We start from the raw sequence: 19,008 nt of genomic DNA on the forward strand, positions 1-19,008 counted from the left end.
CCCTGCGGGTGTGGCCGGTAGCTGAACAGACCTGTTGCCGGATCTCCTGATGGGCGTTCCGGCGGGAGAGCGACAGGTTGAATGGGCCATTCTGGGGCGCGTTTCCGGTCTGTTCGGTGTGCGTGGGTGGATGAAGGTTTATTCACACACCTCGCCGAAAGAAAACATTCTCAGTCATCCTTCCTGGTATCTGTTTCGGGATGGGCAGTGGCAAGAGTATAAGCTGAAGCAGGGCAAAACCCATGGAAAGGGGATTGTTGCTGCACTGGAAGGCGTGATCGATCGGGATCAGGCGGCCGCTCTGAATGGTGCGGAGATCGCTATCCCGCGTGATCGGCTACCGGAAATTCCGGCCGATGAGTATTACTGGTGTGACCTGGAGGGAAAAAGGGTCGTTAACCTGCAAGGGATTGAGCTGGGACGGGTAGATTATCTGTTCGAGACCGGTGCAAATGATGTCATGGTGGTGAAGGGCGTGAGCCAGCACCTGTTGCCGTTCATTGCACAGGTAATTAAAGAGGTCGATCTGGACGGTGACCGGATCACCGTGGATTGGGACCCGGATTTTTGAGGTGACCATGCGCTTCGACGTGGTGACCCTGTTCCCTGAAATGTTCAGGGCCATGATTGGCGAAGGTGTGACCGGGCGCGCGGTGGATCGTGGGCAGGTCAGCCTGGGATTATGGAATCCGCGGGATTATACCCATGATGTGCATCGTACCGTGGATGACAGGCCCTACGGGGGCGGTCCCGGTATGGTAATGAAAATTGAGCCGTTGCGTGATGCGATCACCCGGGCCAAACAGGCTGCGCCGGATTCGGCGGTAGTTTATCTCTCTCCGCAGGGGAGACGGTTTGACCAGGCAGCAGCTGTTCGAATGGCCAGGCAGGACGGAGTGATCCTGGTTGCCGGACGCTATGAAGGGATTGATGAGCGGCTGATCAGTCGCTATGTGGATGAAGAGTGGTCCATTGGTGACTACGTGCTTAGCGGTGGTGAACTGCCTGCACTGGTGCTGATGGATGCGGTTATACGACTCATCCCCGGGGTGCTTGGCGACAAGGATTCAGCAGAGCAGGACTCCTTCGTCGATGGGTTGCTGGATTGTCCGCACTACACGCGACCGGAAGTGTTCGAGGGAGACCGGGTGCCCTCGGTTCTGCTGGGCGGCAATCATGAGTTGATTCGACGTTGGCGATTGCAACAGTCATTGGGCAGAACCTGGCAAAGACGACCAGACCTCCTGGAGGGACGTGTTCTCAGCCAGGAAGAAGAGAATTTACTAAACGAGTTTATCCAGGCGCATACGAGCGCTGATTGAAATACAGGAGCATACGACCGTGAGCAATATCATCCAGGAACTTGAAGCCGAGCAGATGAACCGTGAGGTTCCCGATTTTGGCGCCGGCGACACCGTAGTTGTCCAGGTGAAGGTTGTCGAAGGCACCCGCGAGCGTCTTCAGGCCTTCGAGGGTGTGGTCATCGCCAAGAAAAACCGCGGTTTGAACTCCTCTTTCACCGTGCGCAAACTCTCCCATGGCGAGGGGGTCGAGCGTGTTTTCCAGACCTACAGCCCATCTGTGGCCGAGATTGAAGTCAAGCGTCGCGGTGATGTGCGTCGTGCAAAACTGTACTACCTGCGTGGTCGTACCGGTAAGGCCGCGCGTATCAGAGAGAAGATCTAGTCCCTACGGTTCTTTTGCCCTGTAGTGAAAACACCCCGCTTCGGCGGGGTGTTTTTTTGATCGCGGCTAAGGCAGTCAAGGAGCTGCTTGCCTTCAACAGAATATGCTTGAGGTTGCCTCCCTGTGCGAAAGCCTCCAAGATACCGCTGAAGAATCACTGACGGAGAGCAGGTGGGGCGCACGATGTCGTTGACCTTTTATTGGCATGATTACGAGACATGGGGTGCAGATCCGCGCAAGGATCGGGCCGCTCAATTCGCCGGCATCCGTACGGACGAGGCGCTGAATATCATCGGTAGACCTCTGGTCAGTTATTGCAAACCGGCCGATGACCTGTTGCCGCAACCGGAAGCCTGCCTCGTTACCGGCCTGACCCCGCAGAGGGCGTTGGAAGAGGGGGTAGTAGAGGCGGAGTTCTTCCGCCTGATCCATCACGAAATGGCCCAGCCCGGCACTTGTGGCGTAGGTTACAACAGTGTCCGCTTTGACGATGAGTTTACCCGCTTCGGCTTCTTTCGAAACTTTTTCGATCCCTATGCCCGTGAGTGGCAGCATGGCAATTCCCGCTGGGATATTATCGATATGGTGCGGCTTACCCATGCCCTGCGGCCGGAAGGTATTGTCTGGCCAAAGCGGGAGGATGGCTCGACCAGCTTCCGCCTGGAAGAGTTGTCGGTCGCCAACGGCATTGCTCATGAGGCGGCCCATGACGCATTGTCCGATGTGCATGCCACGATCGCGATGGCCAGATTGATTCGTGACCAGCAGCCCCGGCTGTTCGATTATCTGCTGAACATGCGAAACAAGCGCAAGGTGGCGGAGTTGCTCAATCTTCGCGCTCGACAGCCGGTGTTACATGTCTCCTCCATGTATCCCGCAGAGAAAGGCTGTATCGCTATGGTGGTTCCATTGGCTCGTCACCCGACCAATCCCAATGGCGTTATTGTCTATGATCTTGGATGTGATCCGGCCGCGTTGATCGACCTGTCAGTGGAACAGATTCAATCCCGCCTTTTTACTCCAAGAGATCAACTGCCTGACGGTGTGGAGCGGATTCCGCTGAAAACTGTTCACCTAAACAAGTGCCCGGTTGTGGTTCCAATGAATACCCTGACTGAGCAGGCGGCCGAGCGTTGGGGAATCAATCAGGCGCAGGGCTTGCGCAACCTCAATCGCCTGAAGAGCGTGCCGGGTCTTGGGGAGAAGATACAAGCGGTCCACAGTGGCCGTGAATTTGAACCGATTACAGATCCAGACCAGAGTCTCTATACCGGCAATTTTTTCAGCGCGGATGATCGAAAGCGAATGGACCAGGTATTGACCGCCACTCCGGAATCATTAGCCGGGATGAGCCTGGCATTTGATGATGCCCGCCTGCCGGAGATGTTGTTTCGCTATCGGGCGCGCAACTGGCCGGAGACGCTTAGCAAACCTGAGCGCGAACGCTGGCAGGAGTATCGCATGGACCGACTAACGGCTCCGGAAGGTGGCGGAAGCATAACGCTGACGGCATTTCGCCAGCAACTTGCCAGACTCATGGTCGATCCGGCAATCGACCGCGGCCGCAAGCAGGTATTGTCCGAATTGGCGGATTGGCCGGCGAGGATTGGGCTGGAGTGAATGAGTAGCATGTTGGGTACGCAATCCGCGCACCCACAGGAGCCAGGGTACCCAGGGTAGGTCGGATTAGCGCAGCGTAATCAGACGAATCGACCGGTCCGCACGTGCGTCGAGTTACGCCTTCGGCTAATGCGGGCCCGGTGTCTCAATCCTTGGTCCAGTTGCTCAGGGCCTCAATGATTGCCTCGGCCTGGGCCTTGCTGGAGATGTTGAATTTCGATTTTAGGATATATTCGCCATTGCGTTTCTGGTAGCGGCGTATGCTGTATTTATCCGGGCTGTATTCATCTTTTGAACGATTCCATTCCTGATAACGGAACATTACCGTTGACCATGCACCCTTGGAGAGGACCACCTTGTCCAGCTCCTTGACGACGTCGATACCATCTTCTGAATAGTTAATCGTAAGTTCTTCAACGGTCGATGCCATGTCGGTGAATCCTGTGTTCAGGGCCTGGTCGGCCCGTGTTTGATAACTGAAAATATAGAGGCGGAACTTAACAGATGTAAAGCGCTACGTCACGACCGGAAAAGCGGTTTTTGTTTCATCTGTTACTGTGCTCCATTGCGTTCCAGCATGCGGATTATGTTCTCATCTCCACGTTGTCTGGCTATGGTCAGTGGACGCTGGCCGGCGTTGTCCGCCAGGTTGACGTCGGCGCCGTTCTCGATCAGGTGCTTTACCAGCACCCGGTTGCCAGTGCTGACTGCCAGCGCCAATGGTGTTTGTCCCTGTTCGTTCTGGTGATTGATCTGCGCTCCCCATTTGATCAGCAGGGGGATGACATCCCGGTCCTGTTCGCCCGCCTTGACCATCAGGTCGAGTAATCCGTCCGGATCCTGTGTGGCTCCCTGCTTGATCAGGTAGTCGGCAATCTGGGTTCGTCCGGACAGGATAGCTCTCCCCAGCGGGCTGATCCCCTGTTTGTCCAGAATATTGATGTCCGCCCCTTTTTCCGTGAGCAGTTTCACCACGATGTAGCTGCCCTGACGCGCGGCCACATGGATTGGTGCCTCGCCGTCGATATTGAACTTGTTGATATCACTGCCCCAGAGGATGTGGCGCTCGATCTGATTGATGTCGCCACGTTCCACTGCAAGGTTGAGCGGGATGCTTGGTTTATCCGGCTCCCCGCAAGCAGTCAATAAAAGAAGTAATGCAGTCAATACCAAGAGGTTCAATCTGTTCATGTCGGTTTGGTTGTCTGGTCCTTTTGTTCAGATAATAGCGCCATTACCGGGCTCATGATAAGGTACGCGCCCATGTTCCTGAAACTTCTATTGACCGCATTGGTGATTGCCGGGGCACTGCTGACCCTGCGGATGCGTAGTCAACGTAATATGCGGCAGTATACGTCATCGGCTCCTGTGCTCAATGCTTCGTTGAATCAGCAGCGGCAGAGTCGGCGGCGCGTCGCTCAGTTCCTTGCGGGAGGGGCGGTGTTTCTGATGCTCACGGGAGCAGGCCTCTATCTCTACCACCAATGGAGCGATGCCTATCAAGTGGTTACGGTCCGGGTGATAGATACCCGCAGTGCGCAAGCGACCTCATACCAAGCCTATAAAGGCGATATCGATGGGCGTACATTCATTACCACCGATGGCAGAACCGTAACCTTGGCCGAGGTGGAACGGCTGGAAATTGGTCCCGAATAGCGGCTTGGTTGCGCGCTTGCGGCTTCAACTGTGATGCCAATAGAGTCTGGCCGGATGGGAGAGCCTGATTGTGCGATCGTTATCCCGATACCACGTCGTATCAATCAGGCTGCGGATGATTCCAGTAACAATGTCAGACCGCCCTTTTCCAGTTGTCCATGGCTTTTCATGGCCTGCGACCCTGCGGTTTCAATCTGCTCTCTTATCCTTATAACCAGTTCCCTGGCTTCCGCTGCGCTGTTGATGGCGCCGCTATTTTTCGTGGGAGGGATTTCCTGATTGGCCAGTCGACTGGTGTTGCTGAGTTCTACCGTATCATCTGTCGGGCGTGTGATTGTGGTGTTTGGGGTGCCGTTCCGTTCACCTGAAGGTCGCTTACTGGTCGCAGTACCGTTTCTATCGCTGTTCGGCGGCAATAATTTGTCGTTTGAAATAGGGCTGACCATAATAATTCTCCAGGTTCAGTCAAATAATTGACGTTAAGCGTCGATTTAATATATCTGGGTTCTAGTTAAGCAAAACCTGGACCAGATTTCCATTCAATCCATTGAAGCCAGCATACATAAGAGACTGCGCTGAAACATTGCGCCGCTGTTTTATCTGCTTTCCATGGGGCTTTTGAATGACAAAAATGTTACAGTGCGCACTCAAATTCCGGGGGCATGTTCGGCGTTCCATTAACGATCTTCATGCCGAGGTCTAAACCGAATCCATACTGAGTTTTTATGGAACTTCAGAACATAAGTGAGCTTGAAAAAGCGACCAGTAAAGGCCGGCAGGAGCTGTTTCGAATTGGCATAGCCCTGCTCTTTATAGTGGGTATCATGCTATTCACCGGCATGCGTGGCGGAATGGATACTCCGGGGCATGTGATGTTGATGGTCGCCGCAGTTATCGGCGGCTATATGGCCATGAATATCGGTGCCAATGATGTGGCCAACAATGTTGGGCCCGCGGTTGGTTCAAAGGCGCTCACTCTCGGCGGGGCGATTATTATCGCTGCTGTTTTTGAGGCGTCGGGTGCCTTGATCGCTGGTGGCGATGTGGTCAGCACTATCAAGAAGGGGATTATTGATCCTTCAGCAATCCACGGGACAGATGCCTTCATCTGGCTGATGATGGCGGCACTGCTTGCCGGTGCTCTCTGGCTGAATGTGGCTACCGCCCTGGGTGCGCCAGTGTCAACCACCCATTCCATTGTGGGCGGAGTGCTCGGTGCCGGCATCGCGGCTGGCGGTGTAGGCATTGCCAATTGGGACAAAATGGGGGCCATCGCGGCTAGCTGGGTCATTTCTCCGGTTATGGGAGGGATTATCGCCGCCGCTTTTCTGTTGCTTATAAAGCGTACTATCACTTATCAGGTGGATATGATCGCGGCGGCCAAGCGCATGGTGCCGTTGCTGGTGGGACTCATGACCTGGGCCTTTACCACCTATATCGTCCTGAAAGGCTTCAAGAAAATATGGAAAACCGAGTTTGGTTCCGCGGTTTTTATCGGCCTGATCATGGGTCTGGTGGTTTTTGTCCTGGTTCGACCGCTCCTCTCCCGGGTGGCCAATAATCTACCCAACGAAAAGCAGAGTATTAACAAGCTGTTTACCTTGCCGCTGATTTTTGCTGCGGCCTTGCTGAGTTTCGCCCACGGGGCCAATGATGTGGCCAATGCCGTTGGGCCGCTGGCGGCGATTAATGATGCAATCGTCCATGGCGGTATTGCACAGAAGGCTGCCATACCACTCTGGGTGATGATGGTGGGGGCTCTGGGTATTGCTGTGGGACTGGCACTTTATGGTCCGAAGCTTATCAAGACGGTGGGCAGTGAGATCACTGAGCTGGATAAAATGCGCGCCTTCTGCATCGCTATGGCGGCCGCGGTGACGGTGATTTTTGCTACCCAACTGGGTTTGCCGGTCAGCTCCACCCATATCGCCGTTGGTGGTATTTTCGGTGTGGGATTCCTGCGTGAATTCATCAAGACCAGCTATGCCAAGATGGTTGAAGAGATAAAGATACATCACCAGGATGATGACCCCGATGCGATCGAGGCTTATCTGATGGAATTCAAGAAAGCCTCCCTGACAAAAAAAGGCGAAATGCTGAGGGAGTTAAAAAAGCAGGCCAAAACCGAACACGACGCCCCGTTGACAAAGAAAGAGCGTAAAGGTCTGCGTAAGGTCTATCGACACGAACTGGTGAAGCGATCCGCCTTGTTGAAAATCGTGGCTGCCTGGGTTATTACCGTCCCGGTCTCTGGACTGATGGCGGCGCTGCTCTACTTTATGATTCGAGGGATGATGCTGCCTTAATCCGAACGGCATCTGACTTGTTCACAAGGAAGGCCGAGCACTCTGTGTATCGGCCTTTAGTATTTATGGTGTATTCGGTTCAGTTGCTGTCTTCAGCGATCGACAATTGACTGATGTCTGGTAGTACCGCGGGTTCCTTTATGATCTGGCAATCTTCCAGGGTACCGGTATTGGCTGGTGCGAGCTCAAGATTGCTGGTGTCAATTGATCTGGCCTGTGGTGGAGGTGTTTCATCCAGCAGGGCGCCTGGACTGGCCAGTGACAATTTGCTGATGTCGGGTAATGGCGCGGGTCGTATTGCCGGCGCGCAATCAATCAGGCTACCCGCTCTGGGGGGTAGCAGGGTCATAATTTCCTTACGCTGATTCTGCGGCGCGGCGGATGGGGCCGTTTTCGCTGGATCGGCAACAGGGTCTGCTGACTGGATGTCTACCAGGGCGCCGGCATTTCTGAAGGCAACCCGGTATTTGATCGCGGTCTCCTGATCCACGCTACCTTTAACCTTCACCGAATTCCCCGAGAAGAGGTGCTCAAGCTGTTCACTTCCGGTATTGAAGATTCTGGCAAGGTTTTGTTTTACTTCCGCGAGATCTGCTCCATCCACGGTCTTACCAGAAAAAAAGATATCATAGTATTGAGCGGGCATATTGCTGAATTCCTTCGGTCTGTTATAGGCACACCTGTCTGAAGGAAAGTATAACCCCAAGTGGTGTAAAAACAGGTAGGGCGGGGCGGAACAAAAAAACAGGGGCCTTAGGCCCCTGGTCAGTCTGGATATGTGTGGTTGTTAGAGTGGTTTTGTAAGGGTGAAGGCGCCACGAATATCGCCTTCATTAAAGCCGCGTGCATTGTCGCTGGGATAGAGTTCATGCAGTTTTGCTTCAACATCGGGTGCGATGGTAGCGGCATGGCAGTTGAGGCAGGCCTTTTCAGTGGGAATGGCCTTCATATAGCGAAAATTCTTTTTTCCATCCACTTCAACAACTTCTGAGTATTCGAGCATGGCCGGTGCGGTCCCGGTTGATTTCTTGGCTTCAAACTCCTGCAAAACTTTCAGTTCCCAGGAATCGGGGGCGTTGTCTTCCGAGCGGATCTTAAGGCTTGTTCTGCCTACTTCCCAGCCTGAAGCGGCGGCGATGTCGGCGGCGATACCGGGTGCCCTCAGATTGCAGAATTCGATGGCCTTAACCGGGCCCCCCTCTTTCATGGCGCTGACCAGCTGTCCCTTAAGTGTCGATCCGAACTGCTTTACCAGACCAAGGGCCTCAGCTTCCAGTTCACTGGCCATAGCAACGCTGGATACAGTGGTGGCAAGTAGTGCGGCGATCAATTTTTTATACATGGTTGTCTCTCCCTAGCGGTTATCAAGGCTTTCTGGCGCCCTGTTGATGTTGAGCACTTGCAGGTGCTTCTCGGTTTTCCGGGCAGTTTGGCTGTCAGGCCTGCACTGACCAGATGGTTAGTACTGATGTTTCTCGATCACTTCGTAACCGATACTCTCTTTCCAGCCCCAGGAGTAGGTGCGAAGATTGAGCAGCGCGTTGCTCTCTGCACCGGCTGGAGACTGGTTACTGAAACCACACCCGTAGCTGGTGCGTTCTCTGCCGGTATAAGTACGATATTGAGTTTTGATAATGATCATCCAGCCATGCGGGTTATTACTGTTTGATTGGGGAAATACATACTCGTAACCTTTAATGCGAAGTGCCTGTTTTGCCTTTTCGATAGCATGGGCAACAGAGGGTTCCCCCGTTGCCCATTCAATGGCCAGGGAGTCCCCCAGTTTTTTTGCGACGACGCAGGCTGCACCTCCCGTTGTCAGTGGTCCTACGGTTGTGGCGGCCTGTCCATTGGCTGTGAGGATCACACATGGTAGAAATACCAGAAGGGTGTGTAAGGTTTTCAGTTTTGAAGGCATCACTGTGCGCATGTCAGAGTTTAGTCTGATGACCGATTGCCTTGATTGCTTCCTGAACAGACTGATCAACATAGTAGTAGTACATGTCTGGTGTCTGTATTCCGACCATTTGTTCGGATAGCTCTTTTCCCTCTGCATCGAGAAACAGCAGGGTAGGTGTCACCGAAACCTTATAATCGTATGCAAAACTGTGGTTGTCTCTTTGGGTGCCCTTAAAATCAATGACGGTTGAGACGCCGTCAAGTATCAACTCACGAATTAAAAGAGTATCGGTGTAGTTGCCGCTCCGCAACATTGGGCTGATCACTTCGCGCTTGATCTGTACGCAAAAGCTGCAGTGCTCTTGTGATACCAACAGCAGTATGGCCTTGTTCTCTGTTTTGGCTGTTTTCCCATCTGCATGCAGGTCCGTCGCGGTTGTTATGGCAGCAAATGAGGTGTGTTCCGCATCATCTGCGAATAGCGTTGTGGTAAGCAACAGAAGCAGGGTGGCTAACAGATACTTCATAATAGTGTTAACTTTCTCTTTAATTCAGTCATTGCCCGATACTCGTCAAGTCGAATCCCCGCCTCTTTAAAATTAAGTGCATCAGGGTATCCGCTGGCTTGGCGCGCTTTGGAATCTGCGTCAGTGACCCATTCTTCAGCCCACAGCTTGAGCGCACTTCGCATATCTGGAGCCAGATTCTCCAGCACCTGGTCCAGCAGGTGATCAAATCCATTGCGTGAAACAGACTGATGGACCCTGGCGAGTTCAGTTCGATCCCTGTTTTTCAATGCCGGCCGAAGCCTGTCTGCGTACTCATTAAGCAGTTCGGTGCGTGTCTGCTCCGCATAATCCTGAATGATACCGATAATGCGGTTGAATATACCGGTATATTTATCAGTTGATGAGTGCCGGATTATAAAACCTTCCAGCGCAATCAGGGCGGAGTGTTTACGGCTGGCATTGGAACTGCCTCGGCAGAGCTCGGTACAGAACTGATCTATCTGTTGTGCCGAGATCTGCAGGGTCATCTGTTTATCGGTGGACATGGATTGCCAGGTAATTAAATTCTTTCGCGCCTAAAAGCATTAGATCAAAATAAACTAAATTTCTGATGATTGGCAAGAGAATTTAACCTGCCGCTCTATATTGACTCTGTCCCGGTTATCTATGGTGTCAGGATCAGTGCTTTTGGCAGGTGTGGCCGAGGTCGCCCCGTCGGGTGACTCCCCAGAGGGAGGTCAACACCCACTGAAACAGGACCTTAATTTGGGCCCAGGTGGGAGTTCATTTAAAGAATACAATTGGTCAGTCAGTATTGATTGGGGTACCCTGCAACGGACATCAGGCTTTGTTGGCAGAGGTAATCAGGTGACGCAAACCAGAAGGGCGCAGAAAGTTTCATTTTATATTGCAATAATCTCTTATATTGCCGCTATCGGCTGTATCCTTGCCTCGGTGTACTATTCTGGTGAACTTGGTAGTGATCATCCGGTGGTTGCCAGTTTTGGTGCGGCGGTGGTCTTTTTTGTGGGGGTCGGCATCGTTTTACATGTCATTGGACGAGTCGATATCCCAGATCTCAAGATTAAATCCGGCCCCGGCAATGCGGATAAATCGGATTTAAAATAATCAGTCTTCCCAGGTCAGTGCCTGTCGATTGAGACTCTTCGGCTGCATGCCGGCCATTCACGCCTGTCGGATCAAACCAGAGTGCGGCCATCGTTTCCCCCGTGCCGGCTTGCTTGGTATTTACGAATTTTCACGTAATCTGGATAACTTGGCGAGGCGTCTAGAATTATACTAAGCAAAAAGGCAAAGCAGTTGGATGTGGATATATGAGTGTCAATATCACGCGGGAAAAGATGATGTTCGCAATTACCTGGGAATGGCTTAGTCGGGGCTGGCGGGATTTCAGGCAAGCGGCGTTTCTCAATATGATCTATGCCGCGTTATTCCTGGTGATTGGCCTGGCAATGGGCGGGATGCTTCTGCATCACGGTTTCAGTGTTGTCTATTTTATCATTGCCGGTGGATTTCTCATTGTCGTACCGGGACTGGTTGCAGTCTATTATTACCTGGCCGACAGGATCCACAGCGGTAGCAGGCCGGGGTTTGCCGATATTGCTGAAGGGTTCAGGCAATGTCCGGTATCTATCATGGTGATCGGTTTGGTCTCATTGGTGATCTATCTGATCTGGATTACCGATGCGTTGATAATCTACAGCGTCTATTTTGACTTCGTGCCGACATCGTTGTCAGCCTACAAGGCTGATCCGGTTTTGCGCACCGATGTCCTGGCATTCCTGTTATTCGTCAGTATTCTTGGATTTGTACTCAGCTTCATCACCTTCTGCATTACGGTGTTTTCTATTCCCTATGCTTTGCAGAAACAGTGCGGACTGGTGGATGCGGTTTCGTTTAGTGTCAGGACAGTGTCAGGCCACACCAGGCTGATGTTCTTCTGGGCTATTGTATTGGGGGGGCTGACTTTTTTTACCGTATTGTTTGCCTTGCCACTGCTGCTTGTGGTGCTTCCTGTGCTCGCCTATGCCAATTATGCTACCTACAGCGATATGCTTCGGCTAATGGAGTCAGAGTGACTGTGGGCTTGGCATCTGCCACATAATCGATTTATGTCCGGATTTGAGTGACGTAGTTAACTTATTGTTTTATATTGCGCCACATATATCATTTCCTGGTTATTTTCCGGGGTGGGGATATTGTTGGGTAACCAGAGAAACGGATTTGACTGAAATCCGATTAAAATAATGATCAGAAACTCACTTTTATTACTTCTGCTGCTGATTTCATCAGCCTCGGCCTTCGCGTTGGGGCTGGGTGGTATTAAGGTCGAATCGGCCCTCAATGAACCATTGGATGCCAAGGTGAGGCTGATATCGGTCGAACAGATGGCAATCGATGACATCAGGGTAAAACTGGCTGGCCCTGAAGGTTTTCGGCGCGCGGGAATTGAAAGGCCTTTTTTGCTATCCAAGCTGCGGTTCAGAGCGGTTTTTCCGGAAAATGGCGATCCCTACATACAGGTGAGCACACGCGAGGCCATCCGTGAGCCATTTCTGGATTTTCTTCTGGAGGTGAGCTGGCCGCAAGGCAATCTTGTTCGTGAATTCACTATCCTGCTCGATCCACCCACTTACCAGCCGCCGAGGTCAGAGGCAGTTGCGCTGTCGTCGGAGCGAAATTCAGCCGCGCCAGCTAGTTCGTCTTCTGCTACATCGACCTATGGGCCGGTCCAGCGGACCGAGACACTCTGGGTGATCGCCGGAAAGGTACAGCCCGATGCCGACGTTTCCCGCAATCGGACCATGGTTGCCTTGCTGAAGTCGAACCCCGATGCATTTCATAGAGGAAACATCAACCTGTTGAAAAAGGGGGCTTTGCTGACTATTCCCACTCCCGGGGAGATTGCGGCGATCACTGAGACAGAGGCGCGCGCAACAGTAAAGCAGCAGATGGATGAGTGGCGTAAGGGGCGCAGGGTATCCACTGCGCCACCGCCAACCGATAACGTCGTGGAGCCTCGGCCCGCGCTTGATCAGCAGAGTACGGCGCCCGATACCCCCGTGGCTGAATCCACTGGCCGACAGGCGGGCGGCGAACTGGCACAGGAACCAATAGCGAGCGTGGCACCGGGTGAGGAACTCACTGCCGAGGAACGTCAGCGGCTAAGAGTGGTTGAGCCGGACCGTAACTGGCAGTTGGCGGAGAAGAGTGAAGCAGATTATCCGGCGCAGGAAAGTGACAAGTTACGCGAGGCCATTAAGGATTCCGAACAGGAGCTGGTTGCCGTACAGGAGATAAACAGGGACATCGTGGAACTGAGGGCGGCGCTGGAGTCGAAGGTGGAAGCGCTGAAGAAAGCGCTGGAAGAGAAAGACGCCCAGCTCGAAAATCTGCGCCAGCAAATTGCCCAGGTCGGGTCGAAGGATGCCGTGCCGGGACAGGGGGTGGCTACAGACGCTGCTACGGTGATGTCGTCGGCACCGCCGCCGACCGGTAATGTTTCAGTCAGTGCTCCCGTTACAGACATTTCGCCCATGGAAGCTGTCTGGAAAGATGAGTACTGGATGATACTGATGGGCGCGGTGATCGTTGTTCTCTCAACGTTACTCCTGCTGAATATGCGGGGAAGGCGACGGGAGACAGCGTTCGAGGCGCCAGCACTTTTTGAAATGTCCGGTGAAACAACCGCGCCCGATAGGAATGAATCGGTGCCTCCGGTTGAGGTGGTTCATGAACCGGCCGATGTCCCGATGACTCCGGTAAAGGCGCCCCGGAATCAGACTCACGATGAGGTCAGTCTGCTTCCCGAAAAGAGCAATGATATTGCTTCAATTTTGATGGAAGCGGATATCTATCTGGCCTATCGTCGCTACAGCCAGGCCGAGTCCCTGGTTGAAGAGGCAATGGAACAGAATCCCGACAGTTTTGAGCTTCAAGCAAAACTACTCGAGATCTATGCGTTCAGGCGGGACAAGAAGGCATTCGCCAGTTATCTCGATCAGGTCTATCCAGCGCTGATGAATCAGTCCCCGGAGTTGTGGGAAAAAGTGATCGATATGGGTCAGCACCTTGTACCTGAACATCCTGCCTGGCAGCGGCATGAATCAATCGACATGATCCTGCCAGCAGCTCCCGGGAAAGATACCGCGGGGTCGGCAGGGCAGGGAGCGCCAACTCAGCAGAGCCCGCTGGATATTGATATTGATCTTGACGATCTGGAAATTTCGGGTGAATACAGCGATGCGGTGACGTTTGGCGATCTGATTCAGGATAGTGACGAGTCAGAGGATGATGATATACCTTCCATAGACATGGATTTTGATTTTGAAAACCCGGAAGACCCACAGAAGGATAAGTAGGTAGGCTTGATGGCCGGTGTCTCTGTTTTCCAGATAGGCCGGTATATCGCTTAGTATTGTTGACAGGTAACAGCGGATGTCTTGGTCAGCATTTTTGGAGCTGGCATGAAGATAGAGAGTACCTCGCTTGGAACACAATTCGATGATCCTGAAGCCCGCATAGTCTTTCCCTTGGGCATTCCCGGTTTTGAAAAGGATCGTACGTTTCAACTTTTTCAACAGCATGCTGATGATGTGGTTGGATATCTGCAGTCGGTTGACGACCCGGATCTTACGTTCTCGGTTTTTGCCCCGGAAAGCCTGAACATTTTCTATGAATTCATCTTGAGCGACGAGGAACAGGCGCTGCTGAAACTGGAGCGGGCCGAGGATGTGGTACTGTTATTAGTGGCCTATCGGCAGACCGCGGAACAAGATGCAGAGGCGCAGGGTTCTCGGGTAAATGCCAACTTTATGGCGCCTCTGGTGATAAATTCTGAGAGCCGGCTGGGGTTACAAAAGCCGTTGTACAGGGCTGAACGCCGAATAACCATCAAGGCCAATTAGCCTTCAAGAGAAAGTTTCCTGCCGGATAGATTGGTTATCAACCCGAAGGTACGAGCCGGTCTGTTCATGCCAGTCCTCCAGCACATAGCGTTGGGCCGGCGTACCATCCAGCTGAAATTCATGTAACGCCGGGCGATGGGTATGGCCGTGTATCAGGCGCCTGACCTGATACTCACGCATGTAGCGTTCAACCGTCTGCTGATTGACATCCATGATGTCGGCCGACTTCAGTGAGACCACTTCACCGCTACGCCGACGGTACTCGGCTGCGAGCTGGACGCGTTCTTCGATGGTGCGGGAGACAAAGTCCCGAATAAACTCCGGACTGCGCAGCAGCTTACGTGCCTGCTGATATTCCAGATCATCGGTGCAGAGCAGGTCACCGTGCATCAGCAGAGTGGTTTCTCCGCCCAGGTCAGCCACGAAGGGGTCTGGTAGCAGCTTGCCGCCGGTTGCTCTCGCAAAATCGCTTCCCAGCAGAAAATCCCGATTGCCATGCATTACGGAGAGCTTACAACCACTGTCTGTCAATTGGTGCAGTGCCTGAACAACCTCGGGGACCGGCGGCAGGATGTTGTCGTCGCCTATCCATGCGTCGAACAGATCGCCGAGAATGTAAAGCTCGCCGGCACCACAGGCCCGCTCCCGCAGAAAGTGCAGGAACAGGGCCACGGTATCGGGTCGATGTTGTGACAGATGGAGGTCTGAAATGATCAGGGTGTCGCTCATGCCGGCTTCACAACTTATTCGCTGATGATCGCCTCTTCAATAATCAGGTCTTCAACCGGCACGTCCTGATGCCCTCTGTTCATGGTGGTATCGACGGTTTTCATCTGATTGACCACGTCCATCCCCTCGACCACTTTACCAAAGACACAGTAGCCCCAACCGTCCTGACCCGGGTAGTCGAGAAATTTATTGTCTGCGACATTGATAAAGAACTGGGCTGATGCGGAGTGTGGATCCATCGTTCGTGCCATGGCAATGGAGCCGATGACGTTGCTCAAGCCGTTCTTTGCCTCGTTTTCGATTGGGGCACGGGTGCTTTTCTCTGTCATTCCGACCTCAAAGCCACCGCCCTGGATCATAAAGTTGTTGATGACCCGGTGAAAAATTGTGCCGTTATAAAAGCCATCCTTAACGTATTGGGCAAAGTTTGCACTGGTAATCGGCGCCTTCTCCTCGTCCAGTTCTATGACGATGTCTCCACGATTGGTTTTGAGAGTGATCATGTGCTGGCTTCCTGTGGTTTAGTTGGTGATACGGGTGATATTTTCAATTATGACTGATTCGACAGGAACATTTTGCATGCCCATCTTGGTGGTGGTCGCGACATCGGCAATCCGGTCCACCGTTTCCATTCCCCCGGTGACTCGGCCAAACACTGCATAACCCCAGCCGTCAAAGCTGGGGTAGTCGAGGTTGTCATTGTCTTTGTGGTTAATAAAAAACTGGGAAGTGGCGGAGTGAGGCGCACTGGTTCTGGCCATGGCAATGGTGCCGCGCGCATTGGACAGGCGGTTTTTTGCCTCGTTCTGAATCGGTGCATGCCCACGTTTTTGATCAAGATCGGTGGTGAATCCACCTCCCTGGATCATGAAACCGTTTATTACGCGATGAAAAATCGTTCCATTGTAGAAGCCCTCATCGACATAGCGAAGGAAATTCTCAACAGTGCCGGGTGCTTTATCGCCATCCAGCTCCAGTTCAATTTCTCCGACGCTGGTTTTAATCAGCACCCGTGTGGTATCCGCGCTGGCCTGGGCGGCGCTGCCAAGGGTAAAGACCAGTGCTAACAGTAGAGAAATAAGGCGTCTATTCATTATCAATACTCGCTTACTTAGTGATTCGGGCAGAATCGAGTGATAGTGCATGAACGTCCAATGATAAAGGTTCCCGGCTCGAGGAAAAAGCCCCGGTTAATCTCCGCCCCGGTTACCCCCTTTGTTGCATGGGTGCTTTCGTTTACTATGCGCGGTCAGGGAACGGCCGTTGGATTCTGTCCTGTGCCGGGTTTCCCAAGTTAAAGATGATCTGCCGGAGTCGTTATGCTGAAGATCTACAACGATCTTACCAACCAGAAACAGGCGTTTGTGCCGCTGGAGCCAGGAAAAGTCAGGATGTATGTCTGTGGCATGACGGTCTATGACCTCTGTCATCTGGGGCATGCCCGGGTGATGGTGGTGTTTGATGTGGTCTATCGTTATATGAAATCACAGGGTTACGATGTCACCTATATCCGCAACATTACCGATATTGACGACAAGATCATCAATCGGGCCAACGAGAATGGTGAGCCGTTCAGCGATTTGACGGAGCGATTCATCCAGGCCATGCATGAGGACTCCGCGGCGCTGGGTATTTTGATGCCGGACAGTGAACCGCGGGCGACCGCCCACATCGCCGAAATCATCGCCATGATCGAGAGGTTGGTGGCCAATGGTCACGCCTATGTGGCGGACAACCGGGATGTCTATTATTCGGTCGGCAGTTTTGCCGACTATGGCAAGTTGTCGGGCAAGACACTGGAGGATCTGCAGGCAGGTGCCCGGGTCGAAGTGGATGACCAGAAGCGCAATCCTCTCGATTTCGTGCTTTGGAAATCAGCCAAACCGGGGGAACCGTCCTGGGATTCTCCCTGGGGCGGAGGGCGTCCCGGTTGGCATATCGAGTGCTCTGCCATGTCCACCTGCTGTCTGGGTGATACTTTTGATATCCATGGCGGGGGCGCCGATCTCACTTTTCCGCACCATGAGAATGAGATTGCCCAGTCCGAGGGAGCGACCGGAAAACCCTTCGTTAACTACTGGATGCACAACGGCTTTGTTCGCATCAATGATGAGAAGATGTCCAAGTCACTGGGCAATTTCTTTACCGTTCGGGAAATCCTGGCCCGCTATCAGGCGGAAGAGGTGCGCTATTTTATCCTCACCAGCCAGTACCGCAGTCCGCTTAACTACGACGATGAGCATCTGGATAACGCCCGTGGCGCCCTGACCCGTTTCTACACCGCCATGCGCGGCTTGCCGGCCGCAGAACCGGCAGGCGGGGAAGGTTTCGTGGAACGGTTTCATGAAGCCATGGATGATGACTTCAATACGCCGGAGGCGTTGGCGGTGCTGTTTGATCTGGTGCGGGAGATCAACCGGTTGCGTTCAGAGGAGGTGGACCGGGCGGCAGCCCTGGCGGCCGAACTGCGCCGGCTGGGCGGAGTGCTGGGTATCCTGCAAGACGATCCGGAACACTACCTGCGCGGTGGCGTTGAGGAAAGCGGGCTCAGTGATGACCAGATCGATGGTCTGATCCGGCAGCGCCACACCGCCAAGGCGGAAAAGAACTGGGTGGAGGCCGATAAGATCAGGGATCAACTCAAGGACCAGGGTGTGGTGCTCGAAGACGGTCCGCAGGGGACCACTTGGCGGCGCGGTTAATCTTTTTCGTCAGGGAGGTCTTCCGGCAGGCGGCCCGCCCAGTCGCGGGCAAACTGCAGGGCGACCCGGCCGCTTCTTGAGCCCCGTTTGAGGGCGAAGCGCAGGGCCTCAAGTCGTATCGACTCATCGGCGGTTGTCCGTGCGCCCAGGCGAGTCAGCCAGTGGTCGACAATCGTTAGATACTGGTCCTGGCTGAACGGGTAGAATGAGAGCCAGAGTCCGAACCGCTCGGAAAGTGAAATTTTCTCTTCCACGCTTTCGTTCTGGTGTATCTCCCCCTCCACGATATGCACATCCTGGTTCTCCTGCTTGAATTCGGGCAGCAGGTGGCGTCGATTGGAGGTGGCGTAGATCAGCACATTTTCCGGCGGCGCGGAGATGGAGCCGTCCAGTATCGCCTTGAGTGATTTGTAGCTGGCGTCATCCGCCTCGAACGAGAGATCGTCACAATAGAGCAGGAAGCGTTCAGGCCGGTCCTGGATCAGTTCGACGATTGAAGTCAGGTCGATCAGGTCATGCTTCTCCACCTCGATCAGACGCAGCCCCTGATCGGCAAACTCATTCAGCAGCGCTTTGATCAGGGAGGATTTGCCGGTACCGCGGGAGCCCCAGAGCAGGGTGTTGTTGGCGCTGCGGCCTTCGACAAACTGGCGGGTATTGCGAGTGATTTCAGCCTTGACCCGATCTACACAGAGGATGTCGTCGAGTTGTACTTTATGCGGTCTGGTAATGGCTTGCAGACCCGTGCCGCGCTGCCAGCGAAAGGCGATACAATTCCAGTCCGGTTCGGCAGTGGTGGGGGCAAAGACCCCCTCCAGCCGTTCGATCAACCGTTGTGCCCGCTCAAGAAGTTGTTCAGTCTGGTTCATGGTGTTGCCTGCCGAGAATTGTGACTGTTCGCGCCGGATTAATTTATCCGAGATGCTGGGAGCGTAAGCTTTGCCCATCCTGCGCGATTGCTAGGGTTGCCAGT

Annotated in this window: 23 protein-coding genes; 11 read left to right on the forward strand and 12 right to left on the reverse strand. The window is 53.5% G+C overall.

The annotated features are described in order from the left end of the window. Positions 1-49: 49 nt before the first annotated feature. The 4 genes from rimM to sbcB all read left to right on the forward strand — a co-directional run bounded on the left by rimM (position 50) and on the right by sbcB (position 3,306). Positions 50-571, forward strand: a complete 522-nt coding sequence (rimM, locus tag A3GO_RS0121075) for a ribosome maturation factor RimM (RefSeq protein ID WP_029135082.1) — start codon at positions 50-52, stop codon at positions 569-571. Between the two features lie 7 nt (positions 572-578). Continuing rightward, positions 579-1,322, forward strand: coding sequence for a tRNA (guanosine(37)-N1)-methyltransferase TrmD (gene trmD, locus A3GO_RS0121080; RefSeq protein ID WP_029135083.1), 744 nt, complete (start codon positions 579-581; stop codon positions 1,320-1,322). A gap of 19 nt (positions 1,323-1,341) precedes the next feature. Next, entirely contained in the window at positions 1,342-1,686 is a 345-nt protein-coding gene (gene rplS, locus A3GO_RS0121085) for a 50S ribosomal protein L19 (protein ID WP_029135084.1), read from the forward strand. 183 nt (positions 1,687-1,869) lie between these two features. Beyond that, positions 1,870-3,306: an exodeoxyribonuclease I gene (gene sbcB / locus A3GO_RS0121090; protein ID WP_037376235.1), complete on the forward strand. Its 1,437-nt coding sequence runs from the start codon at positions 1,870-1,872 to the stop codon at positions 3,304-3,306. Positions 3,307-3,451: 145 nt separating this feature from the next. On the opposite strand, the gene A3GO_RS0121095 is transcribed toward sbcB, so the two are convergent. Beyond that, complete coding sequence (locus tag A3GO_RS0121095; protein WP_029135086.1) at positions 3,452-3,736, reverse strand: hypothetical protein; 285 nt, start codon at positions 3,734-3,736, stop codon at positions 3,452-3,454. Between the two features lie 122 nt (positions 3,737-3,858). Next, the gene (locus tag A3GO_RS0121100) at positions 3,859-4,497 is read right to left on the reverse strand and encodes an ankyrin repeat domain-containing protein (protein ID WP_029135087.1); all 639 of its coding nucleotides are present in this window, start codon (positions 4,495-4,497) and stop codon (positions 3,859-3,861) included. 72 nt (positions 4,498-4,569) lie between these two features. Here A3GO_RS0121100 and A3GO_RS0121105 point away from each other — a divergent pair, with 72 nt between their 5' ends. Beyond that, a complete protein-coding gene (locus A3GO_RS0121105) occupies positions 4,570-4,962 on the forward strand; it encodes a hypothetical protein (protein ID WP_029135088.1) in 393 nt (130 codons plus the stop codon). A 104-nt stretch (positions 4,963-5,066) separates the two neighbouring features. On the opposite strand, the gene A3GO_RS0121110 is transcribed toward A3GO_RS0121105, so the two are convergent. Further along, positions 5,067-5,408 (reverse strand): hypothetical protein, encoded by a 342-nt coding sequence (locus tag A3GO_RS0121110; protein WP_029135089.1) that lies wholly within the window; start codon positions 5,406-5,408, stop codon positions 5,067-5,069. A gap of 279 nt (positions 5,409-5,687) precedes the next feature. On the opposite strand from A3GO_RS0121110, the gene A3GO_RS0121115 reads away from it, so the two are divergent. Continuing rightward, positions 5,688-7,268 (forward strand): inorganic phosphate transporter, encoded by a 1,581-nt coding sequence (locus tag A3GO_RS0121115; protein ID WP_029135090.1) that lies wholly within the window; start codon positions 5,688-5,690, stop codon positions 7,266-7,268. A 79-nt stretch (positions 7,269-7,347) separates the two neighbouring features. On the opposite strand, the gene A3GO_RS0121120 is transcribed toward A3GO_RS0121115, so the two are convergent. From A3GO_RS0121120 to A3GO_RS0121140, 5 genes are all read right to left on the reverse strand, one after another. After that, positions 7,348-7,914 (reverse strand): hypothetical protein, encoded by a 567-nt coding sequence (locus tag A3GO_RS0121120; RefSeq protein ID WP_029135091.1) that lies wholly within the window; start codon positions 7,912-7,914, stop codon positions 7,348-7,350. Positions 7,915-8,055: 141 nt separating this feature from the next. After that, on the reverse strand, positions 8,056-8,610 hold the full coding sequence (locus tag A3GO_RS0121125; protein ID WP_084610312.1) for a Tll0287-like domain-containing protein: 555 nt from the start codon (positions 8,608-8,610) through the stop codon (positions 8,056-8,058). Positions 8,611-8,727: 117 nt separating this feature from the next. Beyond that, entirely contained in the window at positions 8,728-9,186 is a 459-nt protein-coding gene (locus tag A3GO_RS0121130) for a hypothetical protein (protein ID WP_157606895.1), read from the reverse strand. A gap of 13 nt (positions 9,187-9,199) precedes the next feature. Continuing rightward, entirely contained in the window at positions 9,200-9,694 is a 495-nt protein-coding gene (locus A3GO_RS0121135; protein ID WP_051302757.1) for a thioredoxin family protein, read from the reverse strand. Continuing rightward, complete coding sequence (locus tag A3GO_RS0121140) at positions 9,691-10,221, reverse strand: hypothetical protein (RefSeq protein ID WP_029135095.1); 531 nt, start codon at positions 10,219-10,221, stop codon at positions 9,691-9,693. Before A3GO_RS0121140 ends, A3GO_RS0121135 begins: the two co-directional genes overlap by 4 nt. Positions 10,222-10,363: 142 nt before the next feature. On the opposite strand from A3GO_RS0121140, the gene A3GO_RS25540 reads away from it, so the two are divergent. The 4 genes from A3GO_RS25540 (at position 10,364) to fliW (ending at position 14,604) form a co-directional block, all read left to right on the forward strand. Next, positions 10,364-10,804 (forward strand): hypothetical protein, encoded by a 441-nt coding sequence (locus A3GO_RS25540; protein ID WP_051302759.1) that lies wholly within the window; start codon positions 10,364-10,366, stop codon positions 10,802-10,804. A 206-nt stretch (positions 10,805-11,010) separates the two neighbouring features. After that, entirely contained in the window at positions 11,011-11,775 is a 765-nt protein-coding gene (locus tag A3GO_RS0121150; protein WP_029135096.1) for a DUF2189 domain-containing protein, read from the forward strand. Between the two features lie 168 nt (positions 11,776-11,943). Next, the gene (locus tag A3GO_RS0121155; protein ID WP_029135097.1) at positions 11,944-14,058 is read left to right on the forward strand and encodes a type IV pilus assembly protein FimV; all 2,115 of its coding nucleotides are present in this window, start codon (positions 11,944-11,946) and stop codon (positions 14,056-14,058) included. Between the two features lie 81 nt (positions 14,059-14,139). Continuing rightward, the gene (gene fliW, locus A3GO_RS0121160) at positions 14,140-14,604 is read left to right on the forward strand and encodes a flagellar assembly protein FliW (protein ID WP_157606896.1); all 465 of its coding nucleotides are present in this window, start codon (positions 14,140-14,142) and stop codon (positions 14,602-14,604) included. A gap of 3 nt (positions 14,605-14,607) precedes the next feature. Here fliW and A3GO_RS0121165 read toward each other — a convergent pair whose 3' ends face one another. The 3 genes from A3GO_RS0121165 to A3GO_RS0121175 are packed head-to-tail and all read right to left on the reverse strand — an operon-like array spanning position 14,608 to position 16,427. Then, entirely contained in the window at positions 14,608-15,333 is a 726-nt protein-coding gene (locus A3GO_RS0121165; protein WP_029135099.1) for a UDP-2,3-diacylglucosamine diphosphatase, read from the reverse strand. A gap of 14 nt (positions 15,334-15,347) precedes the next feature. Next, positions 15,348-15,836 carry a peptidylprolyl isomerase gene (locus A3GO_RS0121170; protein WP_029135100.1) on the reverse strand — a complete coding sequence of 163 codons (489 nt, stop codon included), beginning with the start codon at positions 15,834-15,836 and terminating at the stop codon, positions 15,348-15,350. An 18-nt stretch (positions 15,837-15,854) separates the two neighbouring features. After that, positions 15,855-16,427 carry a peptidylprolyl isomerase gene (locus tag A3GO_RS0121175; RefSeq protein WP_029135101.1) on the reverse strand — a complete coding sequence of 191 codons (573 nt, stop codon included), beginning with the start codon at positions 16,425-16,427 and terminating at the stop codon, positions 15,855-15,857. Between the two features lie 225 nt (positions 16,428-16,652). Here A3GO_RS0121175 and cysS point away from each other — a divergent pair, with 225 nt between their 5' ends. Continuing rightward, positions 16,653-18,035, forward strand: a complete 1,383-nt coding sequence (gene cysS, locus A3GO_RS0121180; protein WP_029135102.1) for a cysteine--tRNA ligase — start codon at positions 16,653-16,655, stop codon at positions 18,033-18,035. On the opposite strand, the gene A3GO_RS0121185 is transcribed toward cysS, so the two are convergent. Next, on the reverse strand, positions 18,032-18,904 hold the full coding sequence (locus A3GO_RS0121185) for an ATP-binding protein (protein WP_029135103.1): 873 nt from the start codon (positions 18,902-18,904) through the stop codon (positions 18,032-18,034). The genes cysS and A3GO_RS0121185 overlap by 4 nt on opposite strands. Positions 18,905-19,008 lie beyond the last annotated feature (104 nt).

The sequence above is a fragment of the Sedimenticola selenatireducens DSM 17993 genome (genome assembly GCF_000428045.1).
GTDB classification, from domain to species: domain Bacteria; phylum Pseudomonadota; class Gammaproteobacteria; order Chromatiales; family Chromatiaceae; genus Sedimenticola; species Sedimenticola selenatireducens.

Bases quoted from the DNA above. Each gene is read 5' to 3' on its own strand.
- A3GO_RS0121150 (WP_029135096.1), top strand. From the start codon at position 11,011: ATGAGTGTCAATATCACGCGGGAAAAGATGATGTTCGCAATTACCTGG.
- A3GO_RS0121170 (WP_029135100.1), bottom strand. From the start codon at position 15,836: ATGATCACTCTCAAAACCAATCGTGGAGACATCGTCATAGAACTGGAC.
- cysS (WP_029135102.1), top strand. From the start codon at position 16,653: ATGCTGAAGATCTACAACGATCTTACCAACCAGAAACAGGCGTTTGTG.
- A3GO_RS0121175 (WP_029135101.1), bottom strand. From the start codon at position 16,427: ATGAATAGACGCCTTATTTCTCTACTGTTAGCACTGGTCTTTACCCTT.
- A3GO_RS0121135 (WP_051302757.1), bottom strand. From the start codon at position 9,694: ATGAAGTATCTGTTAGCCACCCTGCTTCTGTTGCTTACCACAACGCTA.
- A3GO_RS0121125 (WP_084610312.1), bottom strand. From the start codon at position 8,610: ATGTATAAAAAATTGATCGCCGCACTACTTGCCACCACTGTATCCAGC.
- A3GO_RS0121105 (WP_029135088.1), top strand. From the start codon at position 4,570: ATGTTCCTGAAACTTCTATTGACCGCATTGGTGATTGCCGGGGCACTG.
- sbcB (WP_037376235.1), top strand. From the start codon at position 1,870: ATGTCGTTGACCTTTTATTGGCATGATTACGAGACATGGGGTGCAGAT.
- A3GO_RS0121130 (WP_157606895.1), bottom strand. From the start codon at position 9,186: ATGCCTTCAAAACTGAAAACCTTACACACCCTTCTGGTATTTCTACCA.
- rimM (WP_029135082.1), top strand. From the start codon at position 50: ATGGGCGTTCCGGCGGGAGAGCGACAGGTTGAATGGGCCATTCTGGGG.
- A3GO_RS0121165 (WP_029135099.1), bottom strand. From the start codon at position 15,333: ATGAGCGACACCCTGATCATTTCAGACCTCCATCTGTCACAACATCGA.
- A3GO_RS0121110 (WP_029135089.1), bottom strand. From the start codon at position 5,408: ATGGTCAGCCCTATTTCAAACGACAAATTATTGCCGCCGAACAGCGAT.
- A3GO_RS0121120 (WP_029135091.1), bottom strand. From the start codon at position 7,914: ATGCCCGCTCAATACTATGATATCTTTTTTTCTGGTAAGACCGTGGAT.
- A3GO_RS0121185 (WP_029135103.1), bottom strand. From the start codon at position 18,904: ATGAACCAGACTGAACAACTTCTTGAGCGGGCACAACGGTTGATCGAA.
- A3GO_RS0121140 (WP_029135095.1), bottom strand. From the start codon at position 10,221: ATGTCCACCGATAAACAGATGACCCTGCAGATCTCGGCACAACAGATA.
- A3GO_RS0121095 (WP_029135086.1), bottom strand. From the start codon at position 3,736: ATGGCATCGACCGTTGAAGAACTTACGATTAACTATTCAGAAGATGGT.
- trmD (WP_029135083.1), top strand. From the start codon at position 579: ATGCGCTTCGACGTGGTGACCCTGTTCCCTGAAATGTTCAGGGCCATG.
- A3GO_RS0121115 (WP_029135090.1), top strand. From the start codon at position 5,688: ATGGAACTTCAGAACATAAGTGAGCTTGAAAAAGCGACCAGTAAAGGC.
- A3GO_RS0121100 (WP_029135087.1), bottom strand. From the start codon at position 4,497: ATGAACAGATTGAACCTCTTGGTATTGACTGCATTACTTCTTTTATTG.
- A3GO_RS0121155 (WP_029135097.1), top strand. From the start codon at position 11,944: ATGATCAGAAACTCACTTTTATTACTTCTGCTGCTGATTTCATCAGCC.